This is a genomic window from [Clostridium] aminophilum, assembly GCF_900101295.1.
Classification (GTDB): Bacteria; Bacillota; Clostridia; order Lachnospirales; family Lachnospiraceae; genus Clostridium_R; species Clostridium_R aminophilum_A.
Genome location: NZ_FOIL01000019.1, coordinates 1 through 24010 on the forward strand (window position 1 = coordinate 1; position 24010 = coordinate 24010).

Here is a 24010-nt window from a genome sequence, read left to right on the forward strand (position 1 = left end):
CGCCGGAAAGCGGAGGCGGAGGAGCTTGCGCGCCGGAAAGAAGAGGAACGCCGGAAAACCGCGGTTCAGGTAGATCTCGGCGAAGAGAAGGCTCCCCAGATCGTTTCGGTGGATGGAGAAGAAAAGATGCCGCCGGCTTCTCTGGTTTTGAAAAATGTTCCCTATTCGATCGACTCGAATCCGTTTGTGATCGGAAGAGAATCCGGAGATCTGCTGGTTCCGGTGGATTACATTTCCTATGAGCATGCAAAGATCGAATATATGGATGCATCGTTTTATGTCAAGGATCTGAATTCAACCAATCATACGATGGTCAACGGGATCCGTCTGGAACCGGAGGAAATGAAAAAGATCGTGGACGGCGATGTCATCACGCTTGGAAAACTGAACTTTGTATTTCGGATCGGGTAATTTGGAGAATGAAGAAAACGTATGACATTTTTGGCATAACCGACTGCGGAAATGTTCGGGCGGATAACCAGGACAGCCACCTGATCCGGACAGGAGCGGCCGGAGACGAAGAATTTTGTTTTCTGGCCGTGGCGGATGGCATGGGTGGCATGTCTCACGGTGAGGAGGCCAGCTGTACCTGCGTGGCAGTGCTTGAAACATGGTGGAAGACAAAAGTGGCAGAAGCATGGAAGCAGAACGCTTTTGATATGGAACAGCTGGAGCAGTCTCTTGACGAGGCCATTCGGGAGACCGATTCAACACTGCATGCTTTTTTTGAGCAGATCGGTGAACGGGGCGGCACAACGCTCAGCGCGATGTTTTTCTTTCGGGATTCGTATCTGTGCAAGCATATTGGGGATTCCAGGATCTATCGCGTGACGCCGGATGGATGGGAACAGATCACCCGGGACCATACCCTTTATGAGAAGAAACGGATGGAAGGAACGCTCACGCCGGAGAACGAAGCGGACGAATCGCTTCGGCATACGCTGGTCAATGCGTTGGGCATCGGAAAGATGCAGATCGATACTTATCGCGGCATGGCGGCCGCTTCGGACCGGTTTTTATTATGCTCCGACGGCTTTTATGAGTTTATGACGGCGCGGGATTTTCAGACCCTGGCCGGCGAAGGATCCGCGCAACAGAAGATGACAGCGGTTAAGGATGATATCAAGAGTAAGGAAGCAGACGATAATCTGACCGGCATTCTGTTGCAGAAATGCGGCATGGAACGCAGAACGACCGTGACGCTCGAACCGGAGAACGATGAATGATCAAGATCGGGAGAATATTATGAAAAATGAGATCAGATGCGCTGTCCTGACGGATGTCGGAGGCCGGGATCACAATGAAGACTGCGCGGACGCTCTTCAGGACGATCACTCGGCGCTGCTGGTCCTGGCAGATGGACTGGGGGGGCACGGGAAGGGAGAGGTTGCCTCGGCTCTTGCCGTTGAAACAGTGAAAGAATGCTGGAAAAAAGATCCGGACAGTGATATTCGAACATGGTTTGAGCGATCTCAGGAGAAGGTTCTGCAGGAACAGAAGGCTCAGAATGCGGAATCTCAAATGAAAACCACCCTGACCTGCGCGTTGATCCGGGATGGAGAGATCGTGAGAGGACATATCGGGGATTCACGGGCATATATTTTTCGGAACTGCCGTTATGAATCGAGAACCCTTGACCACAGTGTTCCCCAATCTCTGGTCAATGCAGGGATGATCCGGGAATCGGAGATCCGCCATCATGAAGACCGCAATCGCGTGCTCCGAGTGGTGGGCAGTCCGTGGAAGGAAGGGACCCGGTACTGTGATGTGGAAACCAGACAGACAGACGGAGCGTTTTATGCCGTTCTCCTGTGCAGTGATGGCTGGTGGGAACTGATCGATGAGAAAGAAATGTCCTCGTGTCTGAAAAAAGCGGATTCTCCGGAACAGTGGCTTGCCCTGATGCGCGAGATCATCCGTAGGAACGGCAGCGAAGGAATGGACAATTATACCGCGGCTGCCGCGTGGATAGGAAAAAAGAAGAAATCGTTTCTTTTTTAAGGTTTTAGGGGGATTTGCAGAACTATGAAGATGGTGAAATGTGATCAAAATCACATTTATGATGGGGATCGATATGCCTTTTGCCCATATTGCAGAGCCGGTGAAAACAGTGTGAGCGCAGCGGGACGATCTGACGACGCACGGAAGACGGTATTCCTCGGGGAGGAGGAAGCCCCGAAGGCAGCAGAGAGCCGCAGCCACAAGACGGTATTCCTCGGGGAGGAGGAAGCCCCGAAGGCAGCAGAGAGCCGCAGCCACAAGACGGTATTCCTCGGGGAGGAGGAAGCCCCGAAGGCAGCAGAGAGCCGCAGCCACAAGACGGTATTTCTCGGAGAGGAGGAAGCCCCGGAGGCAGCAGAAAGCCGCAGCCACAAGACGGTGTTCCTCGGGGAGGAGGAAGCCCCGAAGGAAGCAGAGGGCCGCAGCCACAAGACGGTGTTTCTCGGGGAGGAGGAAGCCCCGAAGGCAGTAGAGGGTCGCAGCCACAAGACGGTATTCCTCGGAGATGAAGTTGCTCCGGATGGCCGCAGCCATAAGACGGTGTTCCTCGGTGACGGGGAAAAGACGGATGGCGCGCAGACGGCGAAGAAAAAAGGAGACTTTAATATCCAGGTCAGTCTGTCACAGAACGAGCAGGATTTTGTCAGAATACATGCTCCGAAGTTATGCCTGAACTGCATGAAGAACACAATGGAAGATGACATGAAGTGTTGTCCGGATTGTGGATTCCGCAGAAATACTCCGCCGAGAGTTGCATTTCATCTGGCGCCGGGCCATGTCCTCAGCAACCGCTACATTGTTGGAACGGTTCTGGGTTTTGGCGGTTTCGGCATTTCCTATAAGGCGTGGGACACGGAACTGAAAACAGCGATCGCCATTAAGGAATATTTCCCGTCCGGATCCGCAAACCGGATCCCGGGAACCAAGAATGTGATCCGATATTCCGGAAAAGGAAAAATGAACTTTGAAAAGGGAATGGAGCGATTCCGGGAAGAGGCTCTGAATACCGCAAAGTTCAATCATCACCCGAATATCGTTCATGTGTATGATTACTTTGAGGAAAATGATACAGCCTACATGACGATGGAACTTTTGCAGGGAACAACGCTGGAAGAGTATGTCAAGACCAGGGGAGGGAAGATCCCGTATCAGGAAGCCGTGAGGATCTTCAGTTTCATTTCCGACGCGGTCGATGCGATGCATCAGAAAAACATGATCCATCGGGATCTCAGTCCGGACAATATCTATCTCTGTAATGACGGCAGCATTCGGCTGATGGATCTGGGCGCGGCCCGATTCTCGAGCAATATTGACGAATCGGATAAGACCGTGGTCGTGAAGATCGGTCTTGCTCCGCCGGAGCAGTACCATAAGAAAGGACATCAGGGACCGTGGACCGATGTCTATGCGCTGTGCGCGTCTCTGTACTGGGTCGTGACCGGCGTGGAACCCGTAGAATCAACCGATCGACTGAAAAAAGATGATCTCGTCACGCCGGTGGATATCGATCCGGATATCCCGGATTACCTGAACAGGGTCATTCTGAAAGGAATGGCGCTACGGGAAGATCTGAGATTCCGCTCCATGACGGAATTCCGAAAGGCGCTGAACAATCAGGAAAAGGTTCTTGCATTAGAAAAAGAGATCAAAAAGAGAAAGAAAAAGCGCGCAGCGATCCTGGCAGCCGGCTTTGCGGCTGCCGCGCTGATCGGATCCGGCGCATGGTACTATTACAGTTCGCAGCGGAAGTCGGTGGAACTGGGCGACGTTAAGGTAAATCTTTGGGTCCCGGAACCGGCGGGGACAGACGAAGAAATGACAAGACGGACGTGGGAGAATGCTTTGGGGCAGTTCCGGACGGATTATTCCCATGTCGATATTGAGATCACCTGCATTCCGGAAGAAGAATATGAAACGAAGGTGCTTCACAGTCTGGATGCGGAAGATGCGCCGGATGTTTTTATCAGCGACGGCATCCCGGCGCAGCAGACGGCCGGATTTGAAGATCTCAGTCCTGCCCTCAGCCTTCTGGACCACGCGAGCTACCGGTTCTTTGACGAATACGAAAAAATGTATTCCGATCATCGCCAGCTTCCCATTGGATTCCGTGAATTGGCGGTGTATGCGAATCCATTGATGATCCGCGAAGGAGATACATCTCCTTACCGTAACTCAGTGGAAGATTTCTGCGAGAAAAAGTCGGCATTTGCGATCGGCGATATTGGGGAGTATTCGGAAATACAGAATGTGATGCCGGGAGCATACACCGTCAATCCGCCGGACCATCAGGCGGTAGTATTTGACCATTTTCTCAGTGTAAATGGAAGTTCATCCAAAGAGAAACGGGATGCGGGCGTGCGAGTGGTATATTACCTTCTCGGAAGCGCGGCGCAGGATGTGATGTTTATCGAGAATCGCAGTTCCATGCCGCTGAACAAAACATCGCTGGAGAACTATTTCAGGGTCAATGCGGAGATCAGGGCGATCTCCGACGGGATCGATTCTGCGGAAGTGGTGGATCCGACATCGCTGGAGGCTCGAAAAGAAGCGATCTTTGCAGAACTGAAGAAAGAAGATGACCTGACGTATCTGGCGGGGACGGCGAACACTCCGGAAGAACAGCAGGCAGAGACAGAAGGCGATGCCCCGGAGGCTCAGCAGGCAGAGGAGAGCGCCCCGGAAGCGCAGCAGGCAGAGACAGAAGGCGACGCTCCGGAAACTCAGCAGGCACAGACAGAGGGCGCTCCGGAAGAACAGAACAAAGGCAGTGAAGAGAACGGATAAGTATTATGAATGAGACAGAAAACTATCATCTGGTGAGAGGGACGATCCTTCACGATCGCTATCGGATCGAGGAAGTTCTTGGAATGGGCGGCTTTGGGATCACCTATTCCGTTATCGATGAGAAGCTTCAGCAGAAGGTGGCCATCAAGGAATATCTCCAGGGAGAAACGGCTACCAGAGTGCCTGGAACAAAAGAAGTTATCATCTATGACGGTGAGGCGGGAGAACAGTTCCGGGCCGGCAGAGAAAAATTCATCGAAGAATCGGAAAAACTGGCAAACCTTCGTTCAGAACAGGAAGTTGTGCATATTTTCGATTATTTTGAGGAAAACAACACAGCGTACATTGTCATGGAACTTCTGATCGGCGAGACGCTCCGGGAGAGAATGAACCGGGTTCACCGGATCCCGGTTCAGGAAGCCATTCAGATCCTGATCCCGGTGCTGAACGGATTGGAAAAGGTCCATGCCCAGGGACTGCTGCACCGTGACATCGCGCCGGATAATATCTTTTTGCTGTCATCCGGTGAGGTAAAGCTTTTTGATTTCGGCGCGTCCAGATATGCGGTGACGCAGAAAAGCCGAAGTCTGACCGTTCAGGTCAAGAGCGGATATACACCGGTGGAACAGTATCAGAGCCACGGCAATCAGGGGACATGGACGGATGTCTATGCGGCTGCTGCCGTATTCTACCACATGGTTACCGGAGAGATCCCGCCGGATTCGATGGAGCGAATGACCGCTGATACGCTGGTTCCGCTGTCCAAAAAAGCGGTCGGGGTCAGGGAGAGCCTGAGCAATGCCGTAATGAATGCGCTGAACGTCTTTCCGGAGAACCGGACTCCGACGGCAGAAATGTTCCGCAATGAGATCTGCGCGGAGGAGGTAAAGCGCCGGGCAGAAGAGAAGAAAAAGGAAGACATCGGAAAAATGCCGTTGTGGCAAAAATGCGCCGTTGCGGGAGCCATTGCGATCGCGCTGGGAGGCGCTGCCTATGTCGCAAGCGGAGCGGGGATCAGGGATATTGCCCGATTCAGTAACCCGGCGTCGTCTGCCGTCCGCGTTCCGAATTTTGTCAATATCGACCTTTCCGCGGCGGAAGCGATGGCGAAGGACACCGGCATCCGAATCAATGTAGTGTCAAAGAAATACTCCAATGAGATCCTGAGAAATCGCATTATTGAACAGAACGTCGGCAGCGGAGAGGAAGTTCCGGCGGAAGGAACGGTGGACGTGGTCGTTTCCGCCGGTATCCAGCCGACAAACGTGCCGGATGTGACGGGTATTCCGAAAGATGACGCGCTTTCGGCCCTCGGAGCTGCCGATCTGATCGCCAGCTTCAGCGAAGAATACTCTTATTTCAAACCGGGCATCGTGATGGGACAGAGTCTGGAAGCCGGATCCATGGTCGACACCGGCTCGGAGATTTCGGTGACCCTGTCCGGAGGATATCAGGATGTCAGCCTGAAAGGCCAGGGAACGGTCGGGGATTTCACCGGACGTTTTCTTGATGAAGCCGGTCAGCAGGCTCAGCAGGATCACTATTATATCGAGCGAAGCGGACTGGAATACAGTGATACCGTTCCGAGAGGCGCGGTCATTCGGCAGGAGCCGGCGGCCAATGCGACGATCGATTATTATGACGTGGTAAGACTCGTTGTCAGTGACGGACGGGAGAGAACGAAAGTTCCGTCAGTTGAACTGACAGAGCAGAGCGCGGCAAGACAGCTTCTGGAAGACGCAGGACTTACGGTTGAGATCACAGAGATCTCCAGCGAATCGGTGGCAAAGGGACTTGTTATGGTGCAGGATCCGGTTGCTGACACCGAGCTTGAAAAGGGATCCGTAGTTCATCTTACGGTCAGCGGCGGCACTCTTGCCAATGTTGCGGCAACGGAGCAGCGCCAGGCGGCGCAGAGTCAGGCGGCGCAGCAGCAGGCAGCGCAGCAGCAGGCGGCGCAGCAACAGGCGGCGCAACAGAAAGCAGCGCAGCAGCAGGCGGCGCAGCAACAGGCGGCGCAACAGAAAGCAGCGCAGCAGCAGGCAGCGCAGCAACAGGCGGCGCAGCAGAAAGCAGCGCAACAACAGGCAGCGCAGCAGAAAGCAGCGCAGCAACAGGCAGCACAGCAACAGGCGGCGCAGCAACAAACCGCAAAACAGCAAAACAAAGGCGGCGCTGAGGCGGCGGTTTCGGATGATGCATTTGCAAAACTGATGGGCGGCTGAGCTCTGTGTTATAGGAAATTTCTCCGAAATTCCTATAACACAAAAACGCTCCGCGAGGATGCGCACGCCGCTGCAAGGAAAAATGTCACCTTACGGTGACCAGCGGCGGCACGCAATGTCCGTCAAGGTCCCATCAGGAGTGAGGAGATGGGGGAGCCGAAGTCCGCTTGCGGACTTTGTTCAAGAGTTAAATCCATTTAATGATCAGGCAACTTAATATGTGAATAATATGCGGGAGGAAAATGAAATGAAAAGAAAAACAGCGTTGATGGTGTTGACTTCACTGGTTTTGAGCTGCGCAGCAGGGGTCCCTGCGATGGCGGCAAGCTGGCAGCAGGAAGTAGACGGAAGATACTGGTATCTGAAAGATAACGGCTCTTACCCGGCGGATGAGATCTGTGAGATCGATGGGAAAAAGTATCTGTTTGACGCATCCGGATATATGCTGACGGGATGGCAGAACTTTAAGGGGCATACATATTCGTTCGATGAGACCGGAGCGATGCGGACGGGATGGTATCAGGACGGAAATGTATATTATTATTTAAATGAGTATTCCGGAGAGATGACGACCGGTTTTCAGGACGTGGGCAACTACACCTATTACTTCAATGATGAGGGAAAAATGCAGACCGGCGTGATTGAGGTGAACGGACTTCATTACAGAACACTGGATGGCGGTCAGATCATCAAGGACAAAAAAATGAAGATCAACGGAGTGTATTTCTCCTTTGATTCGAACGGAGTCACATCTGTTTACAATAAGGATTACAAAAAATGGATGACCGTGGCTTCCAACGAAGATCAGGTTGATGAGGTGAAATACAAATTGGAGGACGATCTGAACAGCGGTCGGCTTACCCGCAGACAGTTTGAGGATGAAGCACGCAGAAAGTTAACGCAGATGGATGTGTCGACAGCGGAGATCAATGACTTTATTCAGGAAGTGTTCGATTCATATAATTGGACTTATGTTCCGGATCAGAGCTATTACGAGGAAATGTTGGATACCTGGAACAGCCAGTGGGAAGACTGAGAGTGATCCGATCCGTCTGGCGCGGAGACAGATCTAAACTGTAAACATAGTTGACTGATGTAAGGCGAGGGAAAAATGTTTTGTTCAAATTGTGGTGAAAAGGTTCCGGATGGCGTGACGGCCTGCCCGTATTGCGGTGAACGGCTGGAGGACGATGCAGCGGAAGCGCTTGAAGAAAAAGGGAATGAAAACACGGTGGCTCCGGCGGACAGCGCGGTTCCGGCAGACAACGTGGCTCCGGCGGACAGCGCGGCTCCGGCAGACAGCGCGGCTTCGGCCGGAACAGGCCCCGTTTCTCCGGATCGAAAAAAGAAGAAATTTCCGCTTATTCCGGTTGCCGCAACCGTAGCCGCGGCAGTGGTCGCCGGCGGCGCATTTTTCGGGATCCGGACATTCCTTGATGGCAGCAGAGAAGAGAAACAGGTCTACTATTTAAAGGATAATGAACTTTTCCGTCAGCAGAAAAAGCCGCTGTCTCTTACCTCCAAATATTTTGAAGATAAAGCGGATGCGGACGGAATGGGGAATGCCGTTACCGAACCGGAGACCAGTGGAGACGGGAAATATGTGTTTTTCCCGGAGAGGATCAGCAACGGTTCCTATCAGCTGCGCTATATGCCGAAAAACGGCGGAGACAGTGAAAAAATCGATTCGGACGTGACCACATTTTATGCCATGAACGGCAATTCCGTGCTCTACGTCAGGGATCATGCCCTCTACATCAATGATGTAAAGGGAAACAAGAACAAGATCATGTCGGATGTGGACCGCGTTTTCAAGATCTCAAGGGACAAGGAGAGCGTTCTTGTCCAAAATCAGGATGGAATGCTCTATAGCGTGACGTCCTTATACAAGGAGCCGAAGAAGGAGAAACTGGATTCGGATGTGGCAGCGATCTGCGGATCCACCGATGATCTGAAAACGATCATGTATACGAAAGAGAATGGCACACTGGAATCCGGAAGAACAACGTACGCGTTATATGTGAACCGGAATCTGAGCGATAAGGAAAAACTGGCATCAGATCTTTTGGATGTGCCGACGACCTATACTGCTGACGGGAAACTGTGGGCCATCGCGGAGAAAGACAACGGCGGCGACATTTCCCTGTGGGATTTTGTCGATGATGACTATCCGGGCGATGCGGACATGAAAGAGCCGAGACGGGTGGATTACGAGATCACGAAGACGGTCACGGACTGGTGGGGAACGCATACGACGACGGATGTTTCGCCGGAGTACCGTACAAAGTATGAGGAATACCAGAAAAAGATCGACCGGGATGATTTCCGTGAGCAGCTGAAGAAAGACAAGCCGGGCTTTAACGATGTGAAACTGATTGCCTATGCTTCGGATGGCACGAATCAGGAACTGGCCCAGGGATATTTCAGAGCGCTTCTGAACAGTGACAGCGGGGAAGAAAACAGTCTGATCATGTTTACCATGCTGGAGCAGGACGGCGTGACAAAGACAGCGCTGTCGGATGTCTGGTCGAAGGATTCCAGCACGCGATCCGGAAATCTGGACGATCTGCGTGCGAAGATCTACAATCAGTCAAAACTGAATATGATCTATAAGAACAAGAAGTCCGTTGTCGACCTGTCTTCGGAAGGCTCGGGCGCATATTCGGCGGACGGCGCTTCTGTTTACTGGGATCGCAAGTCCGGAACCGCATATCTGTCCGCATATAATTCAGATGAAAACCAGAATGATCTTTTCTCTCTGAACCTTGATAAGGGCGGACTTGCAAAGCTCGACCAGGATGTCTGGAATGTGACGGCCTGTGAGGGATCCGTATTCTATCTGAAGGACGCCAACAATCAGGGAATGGGAGATCTGTATCGCGACGGAACTTTCATTCAGTCGGATTGTGACGGACTGATTTGCGCTCAGGGCAACACGAAGAACTCGGAAGTATTCTTCCGTGGAGACCGCAGCTCCAGCACAGGACTTTACACGCTATACTGGCTGGATGGGAAAAAGGGCGTGAAGGTCGCGGACGATGTGGGAGATGAAGTCGCGCTGGACGGCAAAAAGATCGCGGTTCTGTATGACTACAATACCAAACATTGGTATGGCTCCCTCGGAATTTTTGACGGCAAAAAGCTCGAAAAGATTGATGATGATGTTTCTGCAGTATGGTATCGCTGATTGAAATGGAGAGACGATCGTAATGTTTTGTACGAATTGTGGGCACCCGCTTCCGAAGGGGGCAAGATTCTGCACAGAGTGTGGTTCTCCGGTGACGGAAAGTGAAGCGCCTGTGGAAATGGATCCGGTTTCGGAGGGGGATCCCGGCGAACGTCCGGAGAGACCGGAAGACACGTTGAAGGATCCGGACGGCATGCGGGTGAAGCCGGACGGCGCGCGGGAGGATCCGGATGATATGTCGGAGTTTCCGGGCGATGCACCGGAAAACGAATCGGGGACCGGAGAATTCATTGAATCGGAAACTCTCCGAAAAAGAAGGATCCTTCCAATTATTCTGGGGATCCTGATCGCTCTGGTGGTTGCGGGAATCGTTGGAGTTATGGCATATTTCCACATTGTTGGCAGACCTTCGGAGCAAGAGCCGACGGTGGAAGAGGAGAACAGGTCGGAAACGGCCTCTGCGGAGAGTGAAACGGAAACCGGGAGTATCGCCGAAACGAAAGCTCCTGTCGGGGAACCGCAGCAGTTGAGCATTCAGATTCGGCAGATCGAGAACTCAGCATTTCCTATTGTAAAATTCTATGCCAATATCACAGACAGCAGCGGAGAAACGGTCCGGGAGCTGAGCGCGGAACAATTCCGCGTCGAGGAAATCCAGGCAGACGGGACGTCCAAGCCGGTCGACTTGCAGGAGGTCTATCAGGTGCTGAATTCGGATAAGGCTTACATCGATCTTGTGCTTGACCGCAGCTCCAGCATGGACGGTGGAAGAATGGAGCAGGCGAAGGCTGCGGCTTCCACGTTCCTGAACAATATCCGTCAGGGAAATTCCGTCGAGATCATTTCCTTCGACGATAATGTGTATCAGAATTATCCGTATTCGACCGACCTGGAAGGCGGACGGGCGGCGATCAGTGCTATCACGACAAGGGGAACCACAGCCCTTATGGATGCCTTGTACGCCGGCATTTTTGACACCTATTATGCCGGGGACGGCGCAAAGTGCGTGATCGGGTTTACGGACGGGATGGAGAATGCCAGCAATTACACGGTGAATGATGTGATCAGTCTGTCGCAGAGCACCGGTATCCCGGTATATCTGATCGGCATCGGAGACAGCATTGACGGCGGCGCCCTCGCGGATCTCGCACATCGGTGTTCGGGAGAGTATTATTCCGCCTCGGATCGCGACCTCGAGACGGAACTTCGAAATATTTACGACCGTATCTACACGGAACAGCAGAACGATTATGTCTTTACCTATCAGGCACCGGATGAATCCGATACCGCAGCCGTGCGAAAGATCTCCCTTACGGCAAAAGATGATTCGGGATATATCGGAACCGTGACAAGAGAGTATGCTCCGGTGACACAGACCGCGATCGACAGGAACTTTGGCATCGATAAGGACCAGATCATTCCGGACTCCAGCAGCAGAGCGATCACGGCAGCGGACCTGAACGGTCTCAGCCTGGCGGAGCTCCGGATCGCGCGAAATGAGATCTTTGCCCGCCATGGCCGCATGTTTAAGGATATCCTGCTGAATCAGTGGTTCCTCTCGAAGAGCTGGTATCTGCAGATCGATACAAAATACTCGCCGGCAGATTATGAGCGCCTGAATCCGTCTCCGCTCTCAAAACTGGAGAGCGCAAACTGCAACCAGATCATCGCGAGGGAAAAACAGATCACGGAGAATGAGATGATCTTCCCGAACGCTGCAACGGTCCCGCTGGTCACATACGATGTGGCGCTGACAAAAGCCGTCCTGAAGAAGGCATTGTCACAGGTTGAGACATACCCGCAGTCGGCAGTCCGGGATCAGAATATCGAGTTCATAAAATCGGCGATCGCCAATGCAAATATGTAATATGGCGGTAGTGGAACGCTGACGCCGCAAAGGGGAGAGGTATGATACCTCTCCTTTTTGTGATATAATAACAAAGCATTTGTCCAAATGAGCGGAAGAACAGCATTTGGAACGATAAAACGATCAATGGTATCGAAAACAGCAGGGAGGAAGCTATGACGGAGAATCGGTACGGGGACACGAAAAGCCGGAAACAGATCCAGCGGCGCGTCGGAATTGGCCGCTGGCTGAGAGAGATCTTCATCATCCCGGGAATGGAAGCGGAGGAAGGATATTTCGTCGCTTTCTTTCTGCCGGTGCTGGTGATGCTGGTCACCTTCGTGAACCGCAGAATCTGGCCCTTCGGCGACAATCAGTTTCTGCGCACGGATCTGTATCATCAGTATGCGCCGTTCTTTTCCGAACTGCAGTATAAGCTCCAGCACGGAGGAAGTCTTCTCTACAGCTGGGACATCGGCATGGGCGTCAATTTCAGCGCCCTCTACGCGTATTATCTCGCGAGCCCGGTCAACTGGATCGTCGCGCTGATTCCAAAGGCACATCTGATCGAGTTTATCACGGCCCTGATCGTGCTGAAGATTGCCCTTTCCGGCGTGACCTTCACCTATTATCTGAACCATCATCTGGGGGCGCCGATGTTCGGCGCCGGAATCTTCGGCGTGTTCTACGCCCTGTCGGGATATCAGGCGGCATACAGCTGGAATATCATGTGGCTCGACTGCATTCTGATGTTTCCGCTGATTCTTCTCGGACTGGAGCGCCTTGTGTTTGAGGGAAAGGGGCTTTTTTATGGCATAGCGCTGGGATTCTCGATCCTTTCGAATTACTATATTTCCATCATGATCTGCCTGTTTATGATCGTGTACTTTGGCTGTCTTCTGATTCTTCGGGGAGCCTGCCCGTGGAAGAAATTCTGGGCATCGGTAGGCCGGTTTGCCTTCTATTCTCTTCTGGCCGGTGCACTGGCGGCGGTGATGCTTCTTCCGGAGATCGCGGCGCTCCGGCGCACGGCGTCGGCAGATATGGATTTCCCGAAAACCTGGGAGACGTATTTCCCGATATTTGATATGATCGCCCGCCATATGTGCGGCGTCACGGTGGAGACGGGACTGGATCACTGGCCGAATGTTTTCTGCGGTACCGCCGTGTTCCTGATGGTGCCGATGTATTTTGTGAGCCGTCGGATCGATCGGAAGCAGAAACTGGTCAATGGAGCACTTCTGATCTTCTTTTATGCCAGCTTCTCCATCAATATACTGAACTTTATCTGGCACGGACTGCATTATCCGAACAGTCTTCCGTGCCGCCAGTCCTTTATCTATATTGCGCTTCTTCTGACGATGTGCTGCCGTGTCTACCAGAATCTGGATGAGCTGAGCGAACGGCGGATCGGCATGTTTCTTGCCGGCGCAATCGGGTTTGTACTGCTGGCGGAGAAGACGGTGACGGATGACGCGTTTAAATTTCCAGTGTTCTATGCTGCCATAGGACTTCTCGGCCTGTACGCGCTGCTCATGTTTCTGTACAGAAAAAGAAGATTTTCGGCGGAGACCATGGCAGTGCTTCTCATCCTGGCAGCGTTCGGAGAGAATCTGGCGAACACGATGATCACCAGCGTGCCGACCACAAGCCGGGCATCCTACACGGCGGACAATGCAGGAATCCGGATGCTGACCGGGGAACGGCCGACCGATGTCGGTTTCTACCGCATTGACAAGAGGGATTACCGCACGAAAAATGACGGCGCATGGATGAATTTTCCGTCCCCGTCGCTGTTTTCATCCATGACGGATGCCAATATGACCTCGCTGTTCTCCAAACTCGGCTGTGAAGGATCGGTCAATGCTTACAGCACACAGGGTGTGACTCCGCTGGTGAACAGTCTGTTTTCGATCCGGTATACCTTATATAATAGAGAACAGAATGACCCGAATCTTCATTTTATTCAGGAATCCGCCGGGATGTACCTGTACGAAAATCCGGATGTTCTCTCTGTCGGGTTTATGCTTCCGGAAGGCCTTGAGAAAGATTGGAAGCTGAGCGGCTCCATTGCCCCGGAGGTGCAGAACCATCTGGCGGAGCTCCTTGGATTTGACGATCTGATGAACAGCGTGATCTCGCAGGAAAAATCCGGAATGTTGTCCTTTACGGCGGATGAGTCCGGGGTGTATTATATCCGTCTGAGCAACCGCTCCGTCAAAAAAGCGAAGCTGACTGTGAACGGACGGACCCAGACCTATGAGGACCTGCAGCGGGACTACCTGATTCCGGTAGGATATGTGAATGCGGGACAGTATGTCTCGCTGGAATCCACCTCCCCGGTCAATGAGGAACCGCGCGGAACAGTCTACCGGTATGATTTTGACGCGCTGAAGCAGGTCACATCAGTGCTGGGAAAAGAACAGCTGAACGTTTCGGAGTGGAAGGACAGTTTTCTCTCGGGAACCGTCACGACGGCGAAGGGAGGAGATCTTTTTCTCTCCATTCCGTATGATAAAGGTTGGAGCGTGACTGTTGACGGAAAAAAGAGTATAATAGATGAGGCTTTTGGGTCGTTAAGTAAAGTGAAGCTTGATCCGGGCACACATAGGATTGAACTCCGGTATATGCCGCAGGGACTGATCCCGGGGGCGGCAATCAGCGGCGCGGCGGTGCTGCTGATGATACTGCTGGCTGTTTTCGGTCGAAGGAGAGACAGGAGAGCCGCGCAGATACCAGCGGAATATCATCACTCTGAGGAGTTAGAGTTAAAAGGAGAACATATTGATGAAGAAGCTTGAAGAGTACGTCAGAAATATTCCGGATTTTCCGGAACCGGGCATCATTTTCCGTGATATCACGACGCTTATCAAAGATCCGGACGGACTGCAGATGTCGGTGGACGGACTCTGCGACATGCTGAAGGATGTTGATTTTGATATCGTGGTGGGCCCGGAGTCGAGAGGATTTATCTTCGGCGTTCCGGTCGCATATAAGATGCACAAGGGTTTCGTTCCGGTGAGAAAGAAGGGTAAACTTCCGTGGAAGACCGTGTCAGTCACCTATGATCTGGAGTACGGAAGCGCGGAGCAGGAGATGCATGCGGACGCCATTATGCCGGGACAGAAGGTTGTCATCGTGGATGATCTGCTGGCGACGGGCGGAACCGTGGAAGCGATCAAAAAGCTGGTGAGAAAAATGGGCGGCGAGGTAGTGAAGATGTGCTTTGTCATGGAACTGGCCGGCCTTGAGGGAAGAAAGAAAAACGAAGATACAGAGGTGGATGCGCTCATTACCTATCCGGGTAAATAACGCAGAAAACCGTTCGGTATGCCGGGGAGCAGTTCCCCGGCATATTGCATTTTTGGCTGGTATTATTTATAATAGTAACATTACAATGCTTTAAACTTTTGCGGTCAGTCTGCCGATGATGATGATGTCAGAATGAGTCGGCGGCTGACGAGATCACGGGCGAAATCTGCAGGAAACGAACCGTTACCGGACGACACAGGACTTGAGGACAGGAGGTGCTTTGCATGGAGAATACCGAACAGACCACGAAAGTGGAAATGACGCCTGCAAAGGCGGAACAGAAGATCGAGCATCCTTCCGATTTCACAAGTCCGGAGATTCTTTACAGACAGCTGATCGCTGCGATCCGGAGATATCATCCGTCGGACGATCTCAGCATGATCGAGAAGGCGTATCGCATCGCCTTTGAGAATCATAAGGATCAGAAACGAAAATCCGGAGAACCCTACATTATTCATCCGCTCTGTGTGGCGATCATTCTGGCGGATCTCGAGCTTGATAAGGAGACGCTGACCGCCGGCATTCTGCATGATGTTGTGGAAGATACGTCCATGACCTACGATCAGGTGAAGGAAGAGTTCGGCGTGGAGGTTGCGGAACTGGTGGACGGCGTCACCAAGCTGACCCAGATCTCCTGGCACAAGGATAAACTCGATATTCAGGCGGAGAACCTGAGGAAAATGTTCCTCGCGATGGCGAAGGATATCCGCGTCATTCTGATCAAGCTGGCCGACCGTCTCCACAACATGAGAACGCTCCAGTACATGACGCCGGCGAAGCAGCAGGAGAAGGCCAGAGAAACCATGGACATCTATGCGCCCATCGCCGACCGTCTCGGTATCAGCCGGATCAAGACAGAACTCGACGATCTCTCGCTCCGATATCTGGAACCGGAAAAATACAAAGAGCTGGAAGAGAAGGTTGCAAGCCGCAAGGGAAGCAGAGAGAGTTTCATCAATGCGATCATGCACGAAGTCTCCGAGGAGATGAAAAAGCAGGAGATCAGCTGCAAGGTTACCGGCCGCGTAAAGCATTTCTTCAGCATTTACAAAAAGATGGTCAACCAGAACAAGACGCTGGACCAGATCTACGATCTGTTCGCGATCCGCATTCTGGTGGACAATGTGAAAGACTGTTATGCGGCACTGGGCGTCATCCATGAGATGTACAAGCCGATCCCGGGCCGTTTCAAAGATTATATCGCAATGCCGAAACCGAATATGTACCAGTCGCTTCATACGACGCTGATCAGCCGGACGGGCCAGCCCTTCGAGATCCAGATCCGCACGTATGAGATGCACCGCACCGCCGAATACGGTATCGCGGCGCACTGGAAATACAAGGAGAGCGGCGGAAGCCTCGAGAAGAACAACATCGACAACACGGAGGCAAAACTGTCCTGGCTGCGCCAGATTCTGGAGTGGCAGCAGGATATGTCCGACAACCACGAGTTCATGAACATGCTCAAGAGCGATCTTGACCTGTTCCAGGACAGCGTATATTGTTTCACTCCCACCGGAGATGTCAAGAATCTCCCGAAGGGGTCGACCCCCATCGATTTCGCGTATTCGATCCACAGTGCGGTCGGCAATAAGATGGTGGGCGCCCGCGTCAACGGGCAGCAGGTTCCGATCAACTATGTGATTCAGAACGGCGACCGCATCGAAGTTGTCACGTCACAGAATTCGAAGGGACCGAGCCGCGACTGGATGAACTTCGTGCGGAGCACGCAGGCGAGAAACAAGATCAACCAGTGGTTCAAGTCTGAACTTCGTGAGGACAATATCCAGCGGGGACGCGAACTTCTGGATCATTACTGTAAATCCAAGGGAATCGAGATCGGTTCGATCAACAAGCCGGAATATCAGGAAAAAGTGCTCCAGCGCTATTCCTACCGCGACTGGGAATCGGTTCTGGCTTCCGTCGGCCACGGAGGAATCAAGGAAGGTCAGGTCATCAACAAGATGGTCGAGGCCAAGAAGGCCATCGAGCGCAAGAATATCACCGACGAGACGATTCTGGATACGATCCAGGCGGACGGCAACAAGATTCCGATCACGCCGGTCAGAAGAAGCAAGGCGAAGACCGGAATCATCGTCAAAGGTCTCGGCGATCTGTCCGTGCGTTTCGCAAAATGCTGTAATCCGGTTCCGGGGGACGAGATCAAGGGATTTGTCACCAGAGGCCGCGGAATCACGATTCACCGGAGTGACTGCATCAACATCCTGAGTCTTCCGGAAGATGAGCGGGAGCGAATGACGGATGCTGAGTGGCAGGCACCGGAGGACACGAACGGCACCGAGAAATACACCACCGAGATCCGCATCTACGCCAACAACCGAGTCGGTATGTTCGTCGATATCTCCAAGGTATTCAGCGAGCGCAATATCGACATCCAGAGCATGAATGTCAAGGTAAACAAGCAGGGAAAGGCGACGATCATCTGCTCCTTCGACATCCACAGCAAAGAAGAACTGGCATCGATCGCGGAAAAGCTCCGCCAGATCGAAGGCGTTCTCGACATTGTCCGGAGCGCCGGCTGATGAACGAGACGAAACATGATATGATTTTGGCCCGGTTCCGGCTGTCTTCCGTGGGCATCCGGGCCGGGCATTCCTGTGTCACGACAAAAGGCAGAGGTTTGCAGGAAAGCTTTTAAACTTCGACGGGCGGCTCGGATACGGATTCAGAATCATCTGGTCCGTGCCTGAGCCTGGAGGACAAAAGTTTGAAAGTAAGCTTTCAAACTTTGATTGACGGCTCAAATAGACAAGCAAGCTTGTCTGCCTGAGCCTGGAGGACAAAATATGTATATTCAGACCATCTGTGTCGGCAACATTGAAACGAACTGCTATCTGGTGTCCGGCTTCAAGCCGGGAAACGGGCAGATTCCGGGCATTCTGATCGATCCGGGCGCGGAAGCGGAACGGATTCTTCGCGAGGTTGCTAAGAAAAACCTGAAGATCGAGGCGATTCTTCTGACTCACGGCCATTACGACCACACCGGCGCGCTGGAGGAAGTCCGGAAAGCGCTGAATGCAAAGGTCTATGCCTGCGACAGAGAGAGAGAGGTTCTGGCGGATCCGGCGAAAAATCTTTCCGGCGATCTCTATGTCTTCGGACCGGGTCACGGAACGAGTTTTTCCGCCGATGTGTGGGTAAAAGACGGCGATGTGCTGGAACTGGCGGGCCTCAGGCTGAAGGTCCTTCACACGCCGGGACACACGGAGGGAAGCTGCTGTTATTATGAAGAGGCGGAAAAGGTTCTCTTCTGCGGAGACACCCTCTTTTACCGTTCCTGCGGACGCACGGACATGCCCACCGGAAGCATGCAGCAGATTGCGCATTCCGTATGCCAGATCCTTTTCCGGCTTCCGGATGATGTGACTGCGTATCCGGGTCACATGAATGAGACACAGATCGGATATGAAAAGATTTACAATGTGCTCGCGAAATACGCGAGCTGGGAGACAGATATATGATCACCATCCTTTTAAATGACAATTCCTTTGAACAGGACATCCGCGAGCTTCTGATGGCATTTTTTCCGGGAGAAGATTTCTCCCATAAGGAGAAGGATGCAGCGGTATCCCGTATTACAGCCCGGGGAACGCAGAAAGAAGACGGAACCTTTCTTCTGGAAGTGACCGAACGGGCCGCGGGAGAAGCGGTGCGGACGGAGAATGCAGAATTTGCGGTGGACCGTTCCGTGCGGAAACTGGCGAAAAATGAGATCAAGCGCCGGCTCTACCGGATTCTTCGGGCAATTACCGGAACGGAACTTCCATGGGGAACCCTCACCGGAATCCGTCCGACCAAGATTGCCCTGACCATGCTGGAAGAGGGAAAGACGGAGGATGAGATCCGGGAATACATGCACACGGTGTATTTCACCGGGGAGGAGAAGACGGAACTTGCCATCGACGTGGCGGCGAGGGAGAAGAAACTTCTCTCCACGCTGGATTATGAGAACGGATACAGCCTCTACGTGGGCATCCCCTTCTGTCCTACCACCTGCCTTTATTGTTCCTTTACGTCCTTCCCCATCGGCGTCTGGCAGAAGAAGCTGGACAGCTATTTTGAGGCGCTGTTCAAAGAACTTCACTATGTGGCGGAAAAGATGAAGGGGAGACCGCTGGAAACCGTTTATTTCGGCGGCGGTACGCCGACCTCGCTGGATGCGGAGCATCTGGACCGGCTGATCACGGAAGTGAAGAATACATTTCCCATGGACCGGGTGCAGGAGTTCACGGTGGAAGCGGGACGGCCGGATTCCATCACGGCAGAGAAACTCCGCGTGCTGAAAAAACACGGGATCACCCGCATTTCCATCAACCCGCAGACCATGAATCAGGAGACGCTGAAGCTCATCGGCCGCCACCACACGGTGGACGAGGTGATTGAGAAATTCCGCATCGCGCGGGAACTCGGCATGGACAACATCAACATGGATATCATCGTCGGTCTTCCGGGGGAGGATATGGAGCAGGTGCAGACGACACTCTCCAAAATCCGGGAACTGGCGCCGGACAGCCTCACGGTACATTCGCTGGCGATCAAAAGGGCGGCCCGGCTCAATACCATGAAGGAACAGTATAAGGATTACAAGATTACGAACACCGGCGAGATGATCGATGAGACCCGGAAGACGGCGAAAGAGATGGGACTTGTTCCGTATTATCTCTATCGCCAGAAGAACATGGCCGGGAATTTTGAGAACGTCGGGTATGCGGTGCCGGGAAAAGAGTGCCTTTACAATATTCTGATCATGGAAGAAAAGCAGACGATCATGGCCTGCGGCGCGGGGACGACCACCAAGTTCCTGATTCCGGCCGAAAACCGCCATGAGAGAGCGGAAAACTGCAAGGACGTTCAGCAGTATATCGACCGCGTGGATGAGATGATCGGGCGCAAAGAGCAGCTCTTCGGGATGCTCGGTGACTGAACCGGAAACACAGGAGCAAAATCCGCAGGGGCGGAGAGCCTGCGGCAGGAAACGAAGGACGGAGAACCATCGGATTCTGACGCAGGAGAGCGAACCCGAAGGGAAACATTTACTTGAAAATGGCGCCAATTCCGCTATACTTAAATTTGTGAAATTTTTCGCCGAGAGCAATCGAAGGAGGATACCATGGCTTTAAAGAAGAAACCGGTGACCGGCATGAAAGATATTCTGCCGGCAGAGATGGAGATCAGAGACTACGTTCTGGGCATTATCAAAGATACATACCGCGAGTACGGTTACTCGACCATCGAGACGCCGTGCGTTGAACATATTGAGAACCTTACCAGTAAGCAGGGCGGAGACAACGAGAAGCTGATCTTCAAGATCATGAAGAGAGGCGACAAGCTTCAGAGTGCTCTGGATGAGAGCAAATGGGACGAGATCGCGGATTCCGGTCTTCGCTATGACCTGACCCTTCCGCTGTGCAGATATTATTCCAACAATGCCGCATCCCTTCCCCAGCCGTTCAAGGCACTGCAGGTCGGAAGTGTATGGCGTGCGGACCGTCCGCAGAAGGGACGTTTCCGTCAGTTCGTACAGTGCGATATCGATGTTTTAGGCGATGCATCCAATCAGGTTGAGATCGAGTCCATTCTCGCGATCACAAAGACGCTCAAGAGAATCCTCCCGGACAACAAGCTCACGGTTCGCGTCAATGACCGTGCTATCCTCAAGGGAATGGCGGATTACTGCGGTTTCCCGGAAGACAAGACCATGGATGTGTTCATCACACTGGATAAGATGGACAAGATCGGTCTGGACGGCGTAAAGCAGGAACTTCTGGACAATGGTTACGCGCAGGAGTCTGTCGACAAATATGTCGGCCTTCTCGGCGCGATCAAAAACACACCGGACGGTGTCCGCGAACTGGGACAGCAGATTGCCTCTGTCATGGATCCGGCAAAGGCGGAGAATCTGGCGGAGATCATGGAGACTGCCAGGGCAGTAACCACGCTGGACTTCAATCTGGAGTTCGATCCGACACTTGTCCGCGGTATGGGTTATTACACCGGAACTATTTTTGAGGTTTCCATGGAGGGCTTCGGCGGATCCGTATCCGGCGGCGGCCGTTACGACCAGCTGGTTGGAAAGTTTACCGGTCAGGATACCCCGGCATGTGGCATTTCCATCGGATTCGAGCGCATCATCACCATTCTGATGGATCAGGGCTTCAAGGTTCCGGCGAAGAATGTCAGCAAGGCCTTCCTGTATGAGAAGGGACTGGACGCCGCTCAGTTCCGCAAAGTTATCGCGGCAGCTGAGGAAGAGCGCAGCAAGGGCCATAAGGTAGCGCTTGCGATGATGGCAAAGAACAAGAAATTCCAGAAGGATCAGTTCGTGGAGAACGGATTTGGGGAGTTTGTCGAGTTCTATAAGAAGGATCTGTAAAGAAAAAGGCAGAAAACGGACTTGCGACGACGGTATCGCGGCAGCCCCGGCTTTCGGATGGAAAGACCCGGGAAAGGGCTCTGCGTTTTTGGCGGGCAGACGTTTTCCGGACATAAGAACATGGAGCGCGGAATGCGGAGTGTTCGCTTGCGCATCGCGCCGGAGTCATCCGCGCGATTGTATATAAAGATTTAGGAGGAACATATCATGGCAGAATCGATGGCCGGACTGCATCGCACACATCGGTGCACCGAGCTGAGTGAGGCAAATATCGGCGAAAACGTCACCGTTATGGGCTGGGTTCAGAGAAGCAGAAATAAAGGAAGCATCATTTTCACGGATCTCAGAGACCGCTCCGGTATTCTTCAGATCGTTTTCGAGGAAGAAAACTGCGGAAATGAGTATTATGAGAAGGCGGGGAAACTTCATGCGGAATACGTCATCGCCGTTGAGGGTGAGGTAAGAGCACGTTCCGCAGTGAACGACAAGATCCCGACCGGACACATTGAGATCGTGGCGAAGACCCTTCGCATCCTTGCAGAGGCAGAGACCCCGCCATTCCCGATCGAGGAGAACTCCAAGACAAGAGAGGATCTTCGCTTCAAATACCGGTATCTGGACCTCAGAAGACCGGATATCCAGAGAAATCTGATGACCCGCTCCAAGATCGCGAACGTGGCGAGAAACTTCTTCGCTGAGGAAGGTTTCCTCGAGGTGGAGACCCCGACGCTGATCAAGTCCACACCGGAAGGCGCGAGAGACTATCTGGTTCCGAGCCGTATGCACCCGGGCAATTTCTATGCTCTTCCGCAGTCTCCGCAGCTTTTAAAGCAGCTCCTGATGGTAGCGGGCTATGACCGTTACTTCCAGATCGCACGCTGCTACCGTGACGAGGATCTCCGCGCGGACCGTCAGCCGGAGTTCACACAGGTCGATATGGAGCTGTCCTTTGTGGATGTAGAGGATGTCATTGATGTCAACGAGAGATTCCTGAAGAAGCTCTTCAAGGAAGTTAAGGGAATTGATATTCCGACTCCGATCCAGAGAATGACCTGGAAGGAGTGTATGGAGCGTTTCGGCTCCGATAAACCGGATATCCGTTTCGGCATGGAACTGAAGAACGTTTCCGATGTTGTAAAAGACTCCGAATTTGTGGTGTTTAAGAGCGCGCTGGAGGCCGGCGGCAGTGTTCGCGGTATCAATGTCGAGGGTCAGGGCGAGATGCCGAGAAAGAAGATCGACGCTCTCGTAGAGTTCGCAAAGGGCAACGGCGCGAAGGGTCTTGCATGGCTGGCACTGAAGGAAGACGGCACAACCAAGTCTTCTTTTGCGAAGTTCCTGACACCGGAGATCGAGAAGGCCCTGATCGAGGCCATGGGCGCGAAAGCCGGAGACCTTCTTCTGTTTGCGGCTGACCGCAACAAGATCGTATTCCAGGTGCTCGGCGCACTCCGTCTGGAGATGGCGCGTCAGCTCGAACTGACCAGAAAAGACGACTATCGTTTCCTTTGGGTAACCGAGTTCCCGCTGCTGGAGTGGTCCGACGAGGAAGAGCGCTTTGTCGCGATGCATCATCCGTTTACCATGCCGATGGAGGAAGACCTGGACAAGATCGATACCGATCCGGGTGCAGTCCGTGCGAAGGCGTATGATATCACCCTGAACGGAAATGAGATCGGCGGAGGTTCTGTCCGTATCCATCAGGGACACATCCAGGAGAAGATGCTGGAAGTTCTTGGATTCACCAAGGAGAAGGCACAGGAGCAGTTCGGCTTCCTGCTCGATGCGTTCAAGTACGGAGTACCGCCGCACGCCGGTCTTGCCTACGGTCTGGACCGTCTGGTGATGCTGATGGTAGAGGCGGATTCCATCCGCGATGTCATCGCATTCCCGAAGGTTAAGGATGCTTCCTGCTTGATGATGGAAGCTCCGTCCGAGGTTGACGTGAAGCAGCTCGATGAGCTTGGCATTGCCGTTAAGCCGCAGGAAGAGACGGCAGAGAAGGACGCGGAGTAAGCCCGGTACGGGATACCCTGAAACTGCGGAACGTCCGAACGCAGATCCACGCCTGGCTGGACGGAATACGGTCGCGTTTCATTGACTGCGATCGTGTCCGATCGGCCGAACGAATAAACAATAGATAAAGCAAGCCGGAGAGTGCATTTTTGAAAAAATGTCTCTCTGGTTTTTCTTTGACTTTGTTATGGGAAAGTCTGCTGCGGTTTCTCTTCATTTCTGAGAAACGGGAAAACCGAAGTCTG

The 24010-nt window shown here is 52.9% G+C and carries 15 protein-coding genes; all 15 read left to right on the plus strand.

Annotated features, from left to right (window positions below; genetic code table 11):
* On the plus strand, positions 1-411 hold a 411-nt coding region (locus tag BMW41_RS06600), incomplete at its 5' end, for an FHA domain-containing protein (protein ID WP_074649407.1).
* Positions 412-419: 8 nt separating this feature from the next.
* Positions 420-1226, plus strand: coding sequence for a PP2C family protein-serine/threonine phosphatase (locus BMW41_RS06605; RefSeq protein WP_074649408.1), 807 nt, complete (start codon positions 420-422; stop codon positions 1224-1226).
* A 19-nt stretch (positions 1227-1245) separates the two neighbouring features.
* Entirely contained in the window at positions 1246-2001 is a 756-nt protein-coding gene (locus BMW41_RS06610) for a PP2C family protein-serine/threonine phosphatase (RefSeq protein WP_074649444.1), read from the plus strand.
* Positions 2002-2025: 24 nt separating this feature from the next.
* Positions 2026-4785: a serine/threonine-protein kinase gene (locus BMW41_RS06615; protein ID WP_074649409.1), complete on the plus strand. Its 2760-nt coding sequence runs from the start codon at positions 2026-2028 to the stop codon at positions 4783-4785.
* 5 nt (positions 4786-4790) lie between these two features.
* Positions 4791-7010 carry a Stk1 family PASTA domain-containing Ser/Thr kinase gene (locus tag BMW41_RS06620; RefSeq protein WP_074649410.1) on the plus strand — a complete coding sequence of 740 codons (2220 nt, stop codon included), beginning with the start codon at positions 4791-4793 and terminating at the stop codon, positions 7008-7010.
* Between the two features lie 247 nt (positions 7011-7257).
* Complete coding sequence (locus BMW41_RS06625) at positions 7258-8046, plus strand: N-acetylmuramoyl-L-alanine amidase family protein (protein WP_074649411.1); 789 nt, start codon at positions 7258-7260, stop codon at positions 8044-8046.
* 75 nt (positions 8047-8121) lie between these two features.
* Complete coding sequence (locus tag BMW41_RS06630) at positions 8122-10197, plus strand: zinc ribbon domain-containing protein (protein ID WP_074649412.1); 2076 nt, start codon at positions 8122-8124, stop codon at positions 10195-10197.
* Positions 10198-10219: 22 nt separating this feature from the next.
* The gene (locus BMW41_RS06635; RefSeq protein ID WP_074649413.1) at positions 10220-12064 is read left to right on the plus strand and encodes a YARHG domain-containing protein; all 1845 of its coding nucleotides are present in this window, start codon (positions 10220-10222) and stop codon (positions 12062-12064) included.
* Between the two features lie 155 nt (positions 12065-12219).
* Entirely contained in the window at positions 12220-14844 is a 2625-nt protein-coding gene (locus BMW41_RS06640; RefSeq protein WP_074649414.1) for a YfhO family protein, read from the plus strand.
* Positions 14831-15355 (plus strand): adenine phosphoribosyltransferase, encoded by a 525-nt coding sequence (locus tag BMW41_RS06645; RefSeq protein ID WP_074649415.1) that lies wholly within the window; start codon positions 14831-14833, stop codon positions 15353-15355. The genes BMW41_RS06640 and BMW41_RS06645 overlap by 14 nt, the downstream gene beginning before the upstream one ends.
* Positions 15356-15579: 224 nt before the next feature.
* Complete coding sequence (locus tag BMW41_RS06650; protein ID WP_074649416.1) at positions 15580-17898, plus strand: RelA/SpoT family protein; 2319 nt, start codon at positions 15580-15582, stop codon at positions 17896-17898.
* A gap of 264 nt (positions 17899-18162) precedes the next feature.
* Positions 18163-18837, plus strand: a complete 675-nt coding sequence (locus tag BMW41_RS06655) for an MBL fold metallo-hydrolase (protein WP_074649417.1) — start codon at positions 18163-18165, stop codon at positions 18835-18837.
* Entirely contained in the window at positions 18834-20300 is a 1467-nt protein-coding gene (gene hemZ / locus BMW41_RS06660; protein ID WP_074649418.1) for a coproporphyrinogen dehydrogenase HemZ, read from the plus strand. The genes BMW41_RS06655 and hemZ overlap by 4 nt, the downstream gene beginning before the upstream one ends.
* Positions 20301-20486: 186 nt before the next feature.
* A complete protein-coding gene (hisS, locus tag BMW41_RS06665) occupies positions 20487-21749 on the plus strand; it encodes a histidine--tRNA ligase (RefSeq protein WP_074649419.1) in 1263 nt (420 codons plus the stop codon).
* 207 nt (positions 21750-21956) lie between these two features.
* Complete coding sequence (aspS, locus tag BMW41_RS06670; protein ID WP_074649420.1) at positions 21957-23765, plus strand: aspartate--tRNA ligase; 1809 nt, start codon at positions 21957-21959, stop codon at positions 23763-23765.
* Positions 23766-24010: the final 245 nt, after the last annotated feature.

Bases quoted from the DNA above. Each gene is read 5' to 3' on its own strand.
- BMW41_RS06610 (WP_074649444.1), top strand. From the start codon at position 1,246: ATGAAAAATGAGATCAGATGCGCTGTCCTGACGGATGTCGGAGGCCGG.
- BMW41_RS06615 (WP_074649409.1), top strand. From the start codon at position 2,026: ATGAAGATGGTGAAATGTGATCAAAATCACATTTATGATGGGGATCGA.
- BMW41_RS06625 (WP_074649411.1), top strand. From the start codon at position 7,258: ATGAAAAGAAAAACAGCGTTGATGGTGTTGACTTCACTGGTTTTGAGC.
- BMW41_RS06630 (WP_074649412.1), top strand. From the start codon at position 8,122: ATGTTTTGTTCAAATTGTGGTGAAAAGGTTCCGGATGGCGTGACGGCC.
- aspS (WP_074649420.1), top strand. From the start codon at position 21,957: ATGGCAGAATCGATGGCCGGACTGCATCGCACACATCGGTGCACCGAG.
- BMW41_RS06635 (WP_074649413.1), top strand. From the start codon at position 10,220: ATGTTTTGTACGAATTGTGGGCACCCGCTTCCGAAGGGGGCAAGATTC.
- BMW41_RS06650 (WP_074649416.1), top strand. From the start codon at position 15,580: ATGGAGAATACCGAACAGACCACGAAAGTGGAAATGACGCCTGCAAAG.
- BMW41_RS06640 (WP_074649414.1), top strand. From the start codon at position 12,220: ATGACGGAGAATCGGTACGGGGACACGAAAAGCCGGAAACAGATCCAG.
- hisS (WP_074649419.1), top strand. From the start codon at position 20,487: ATGGCTTTAAAGAAGAAACCGGTGACCGGCATGAAAGATATTCTGCCG.
- BMW41_RS06645 (WP_074649415.1), top strand. From the start codon at position 14,831: ATGAAGAAGCTTGAAGAGTACGTCAGAAATATTCCGGATTTTCCGGAA.
- BMW41_RS06620 (WP_074649410.1), top strand. From the start codon at position 4,791: ATGAATGAGACAGAAAACTATCATCTGGTGAGAGGGACGATCCTTCAC.
- BMW41_RS06655 (WP_074649417.1), top strand. From the start codon at position 18,163: ATGTATATTCAGACCATCTGTGTCGGCAACATTGAAACGAACTGCTAT.
- hemZ (WP_074649418.1), top strand. From the start codon at position 18,834: ATGATCACCATCCTTTTAAATGACAATTCCTTTGAACAGGACATCCGC.
- BMW41_RS06605 (WP_074649408.1), top strand. From the start codon at position 420: ATGAAGAAAACGTATGACATTTTTGGCATAACCGACTGCGGAAATGTT.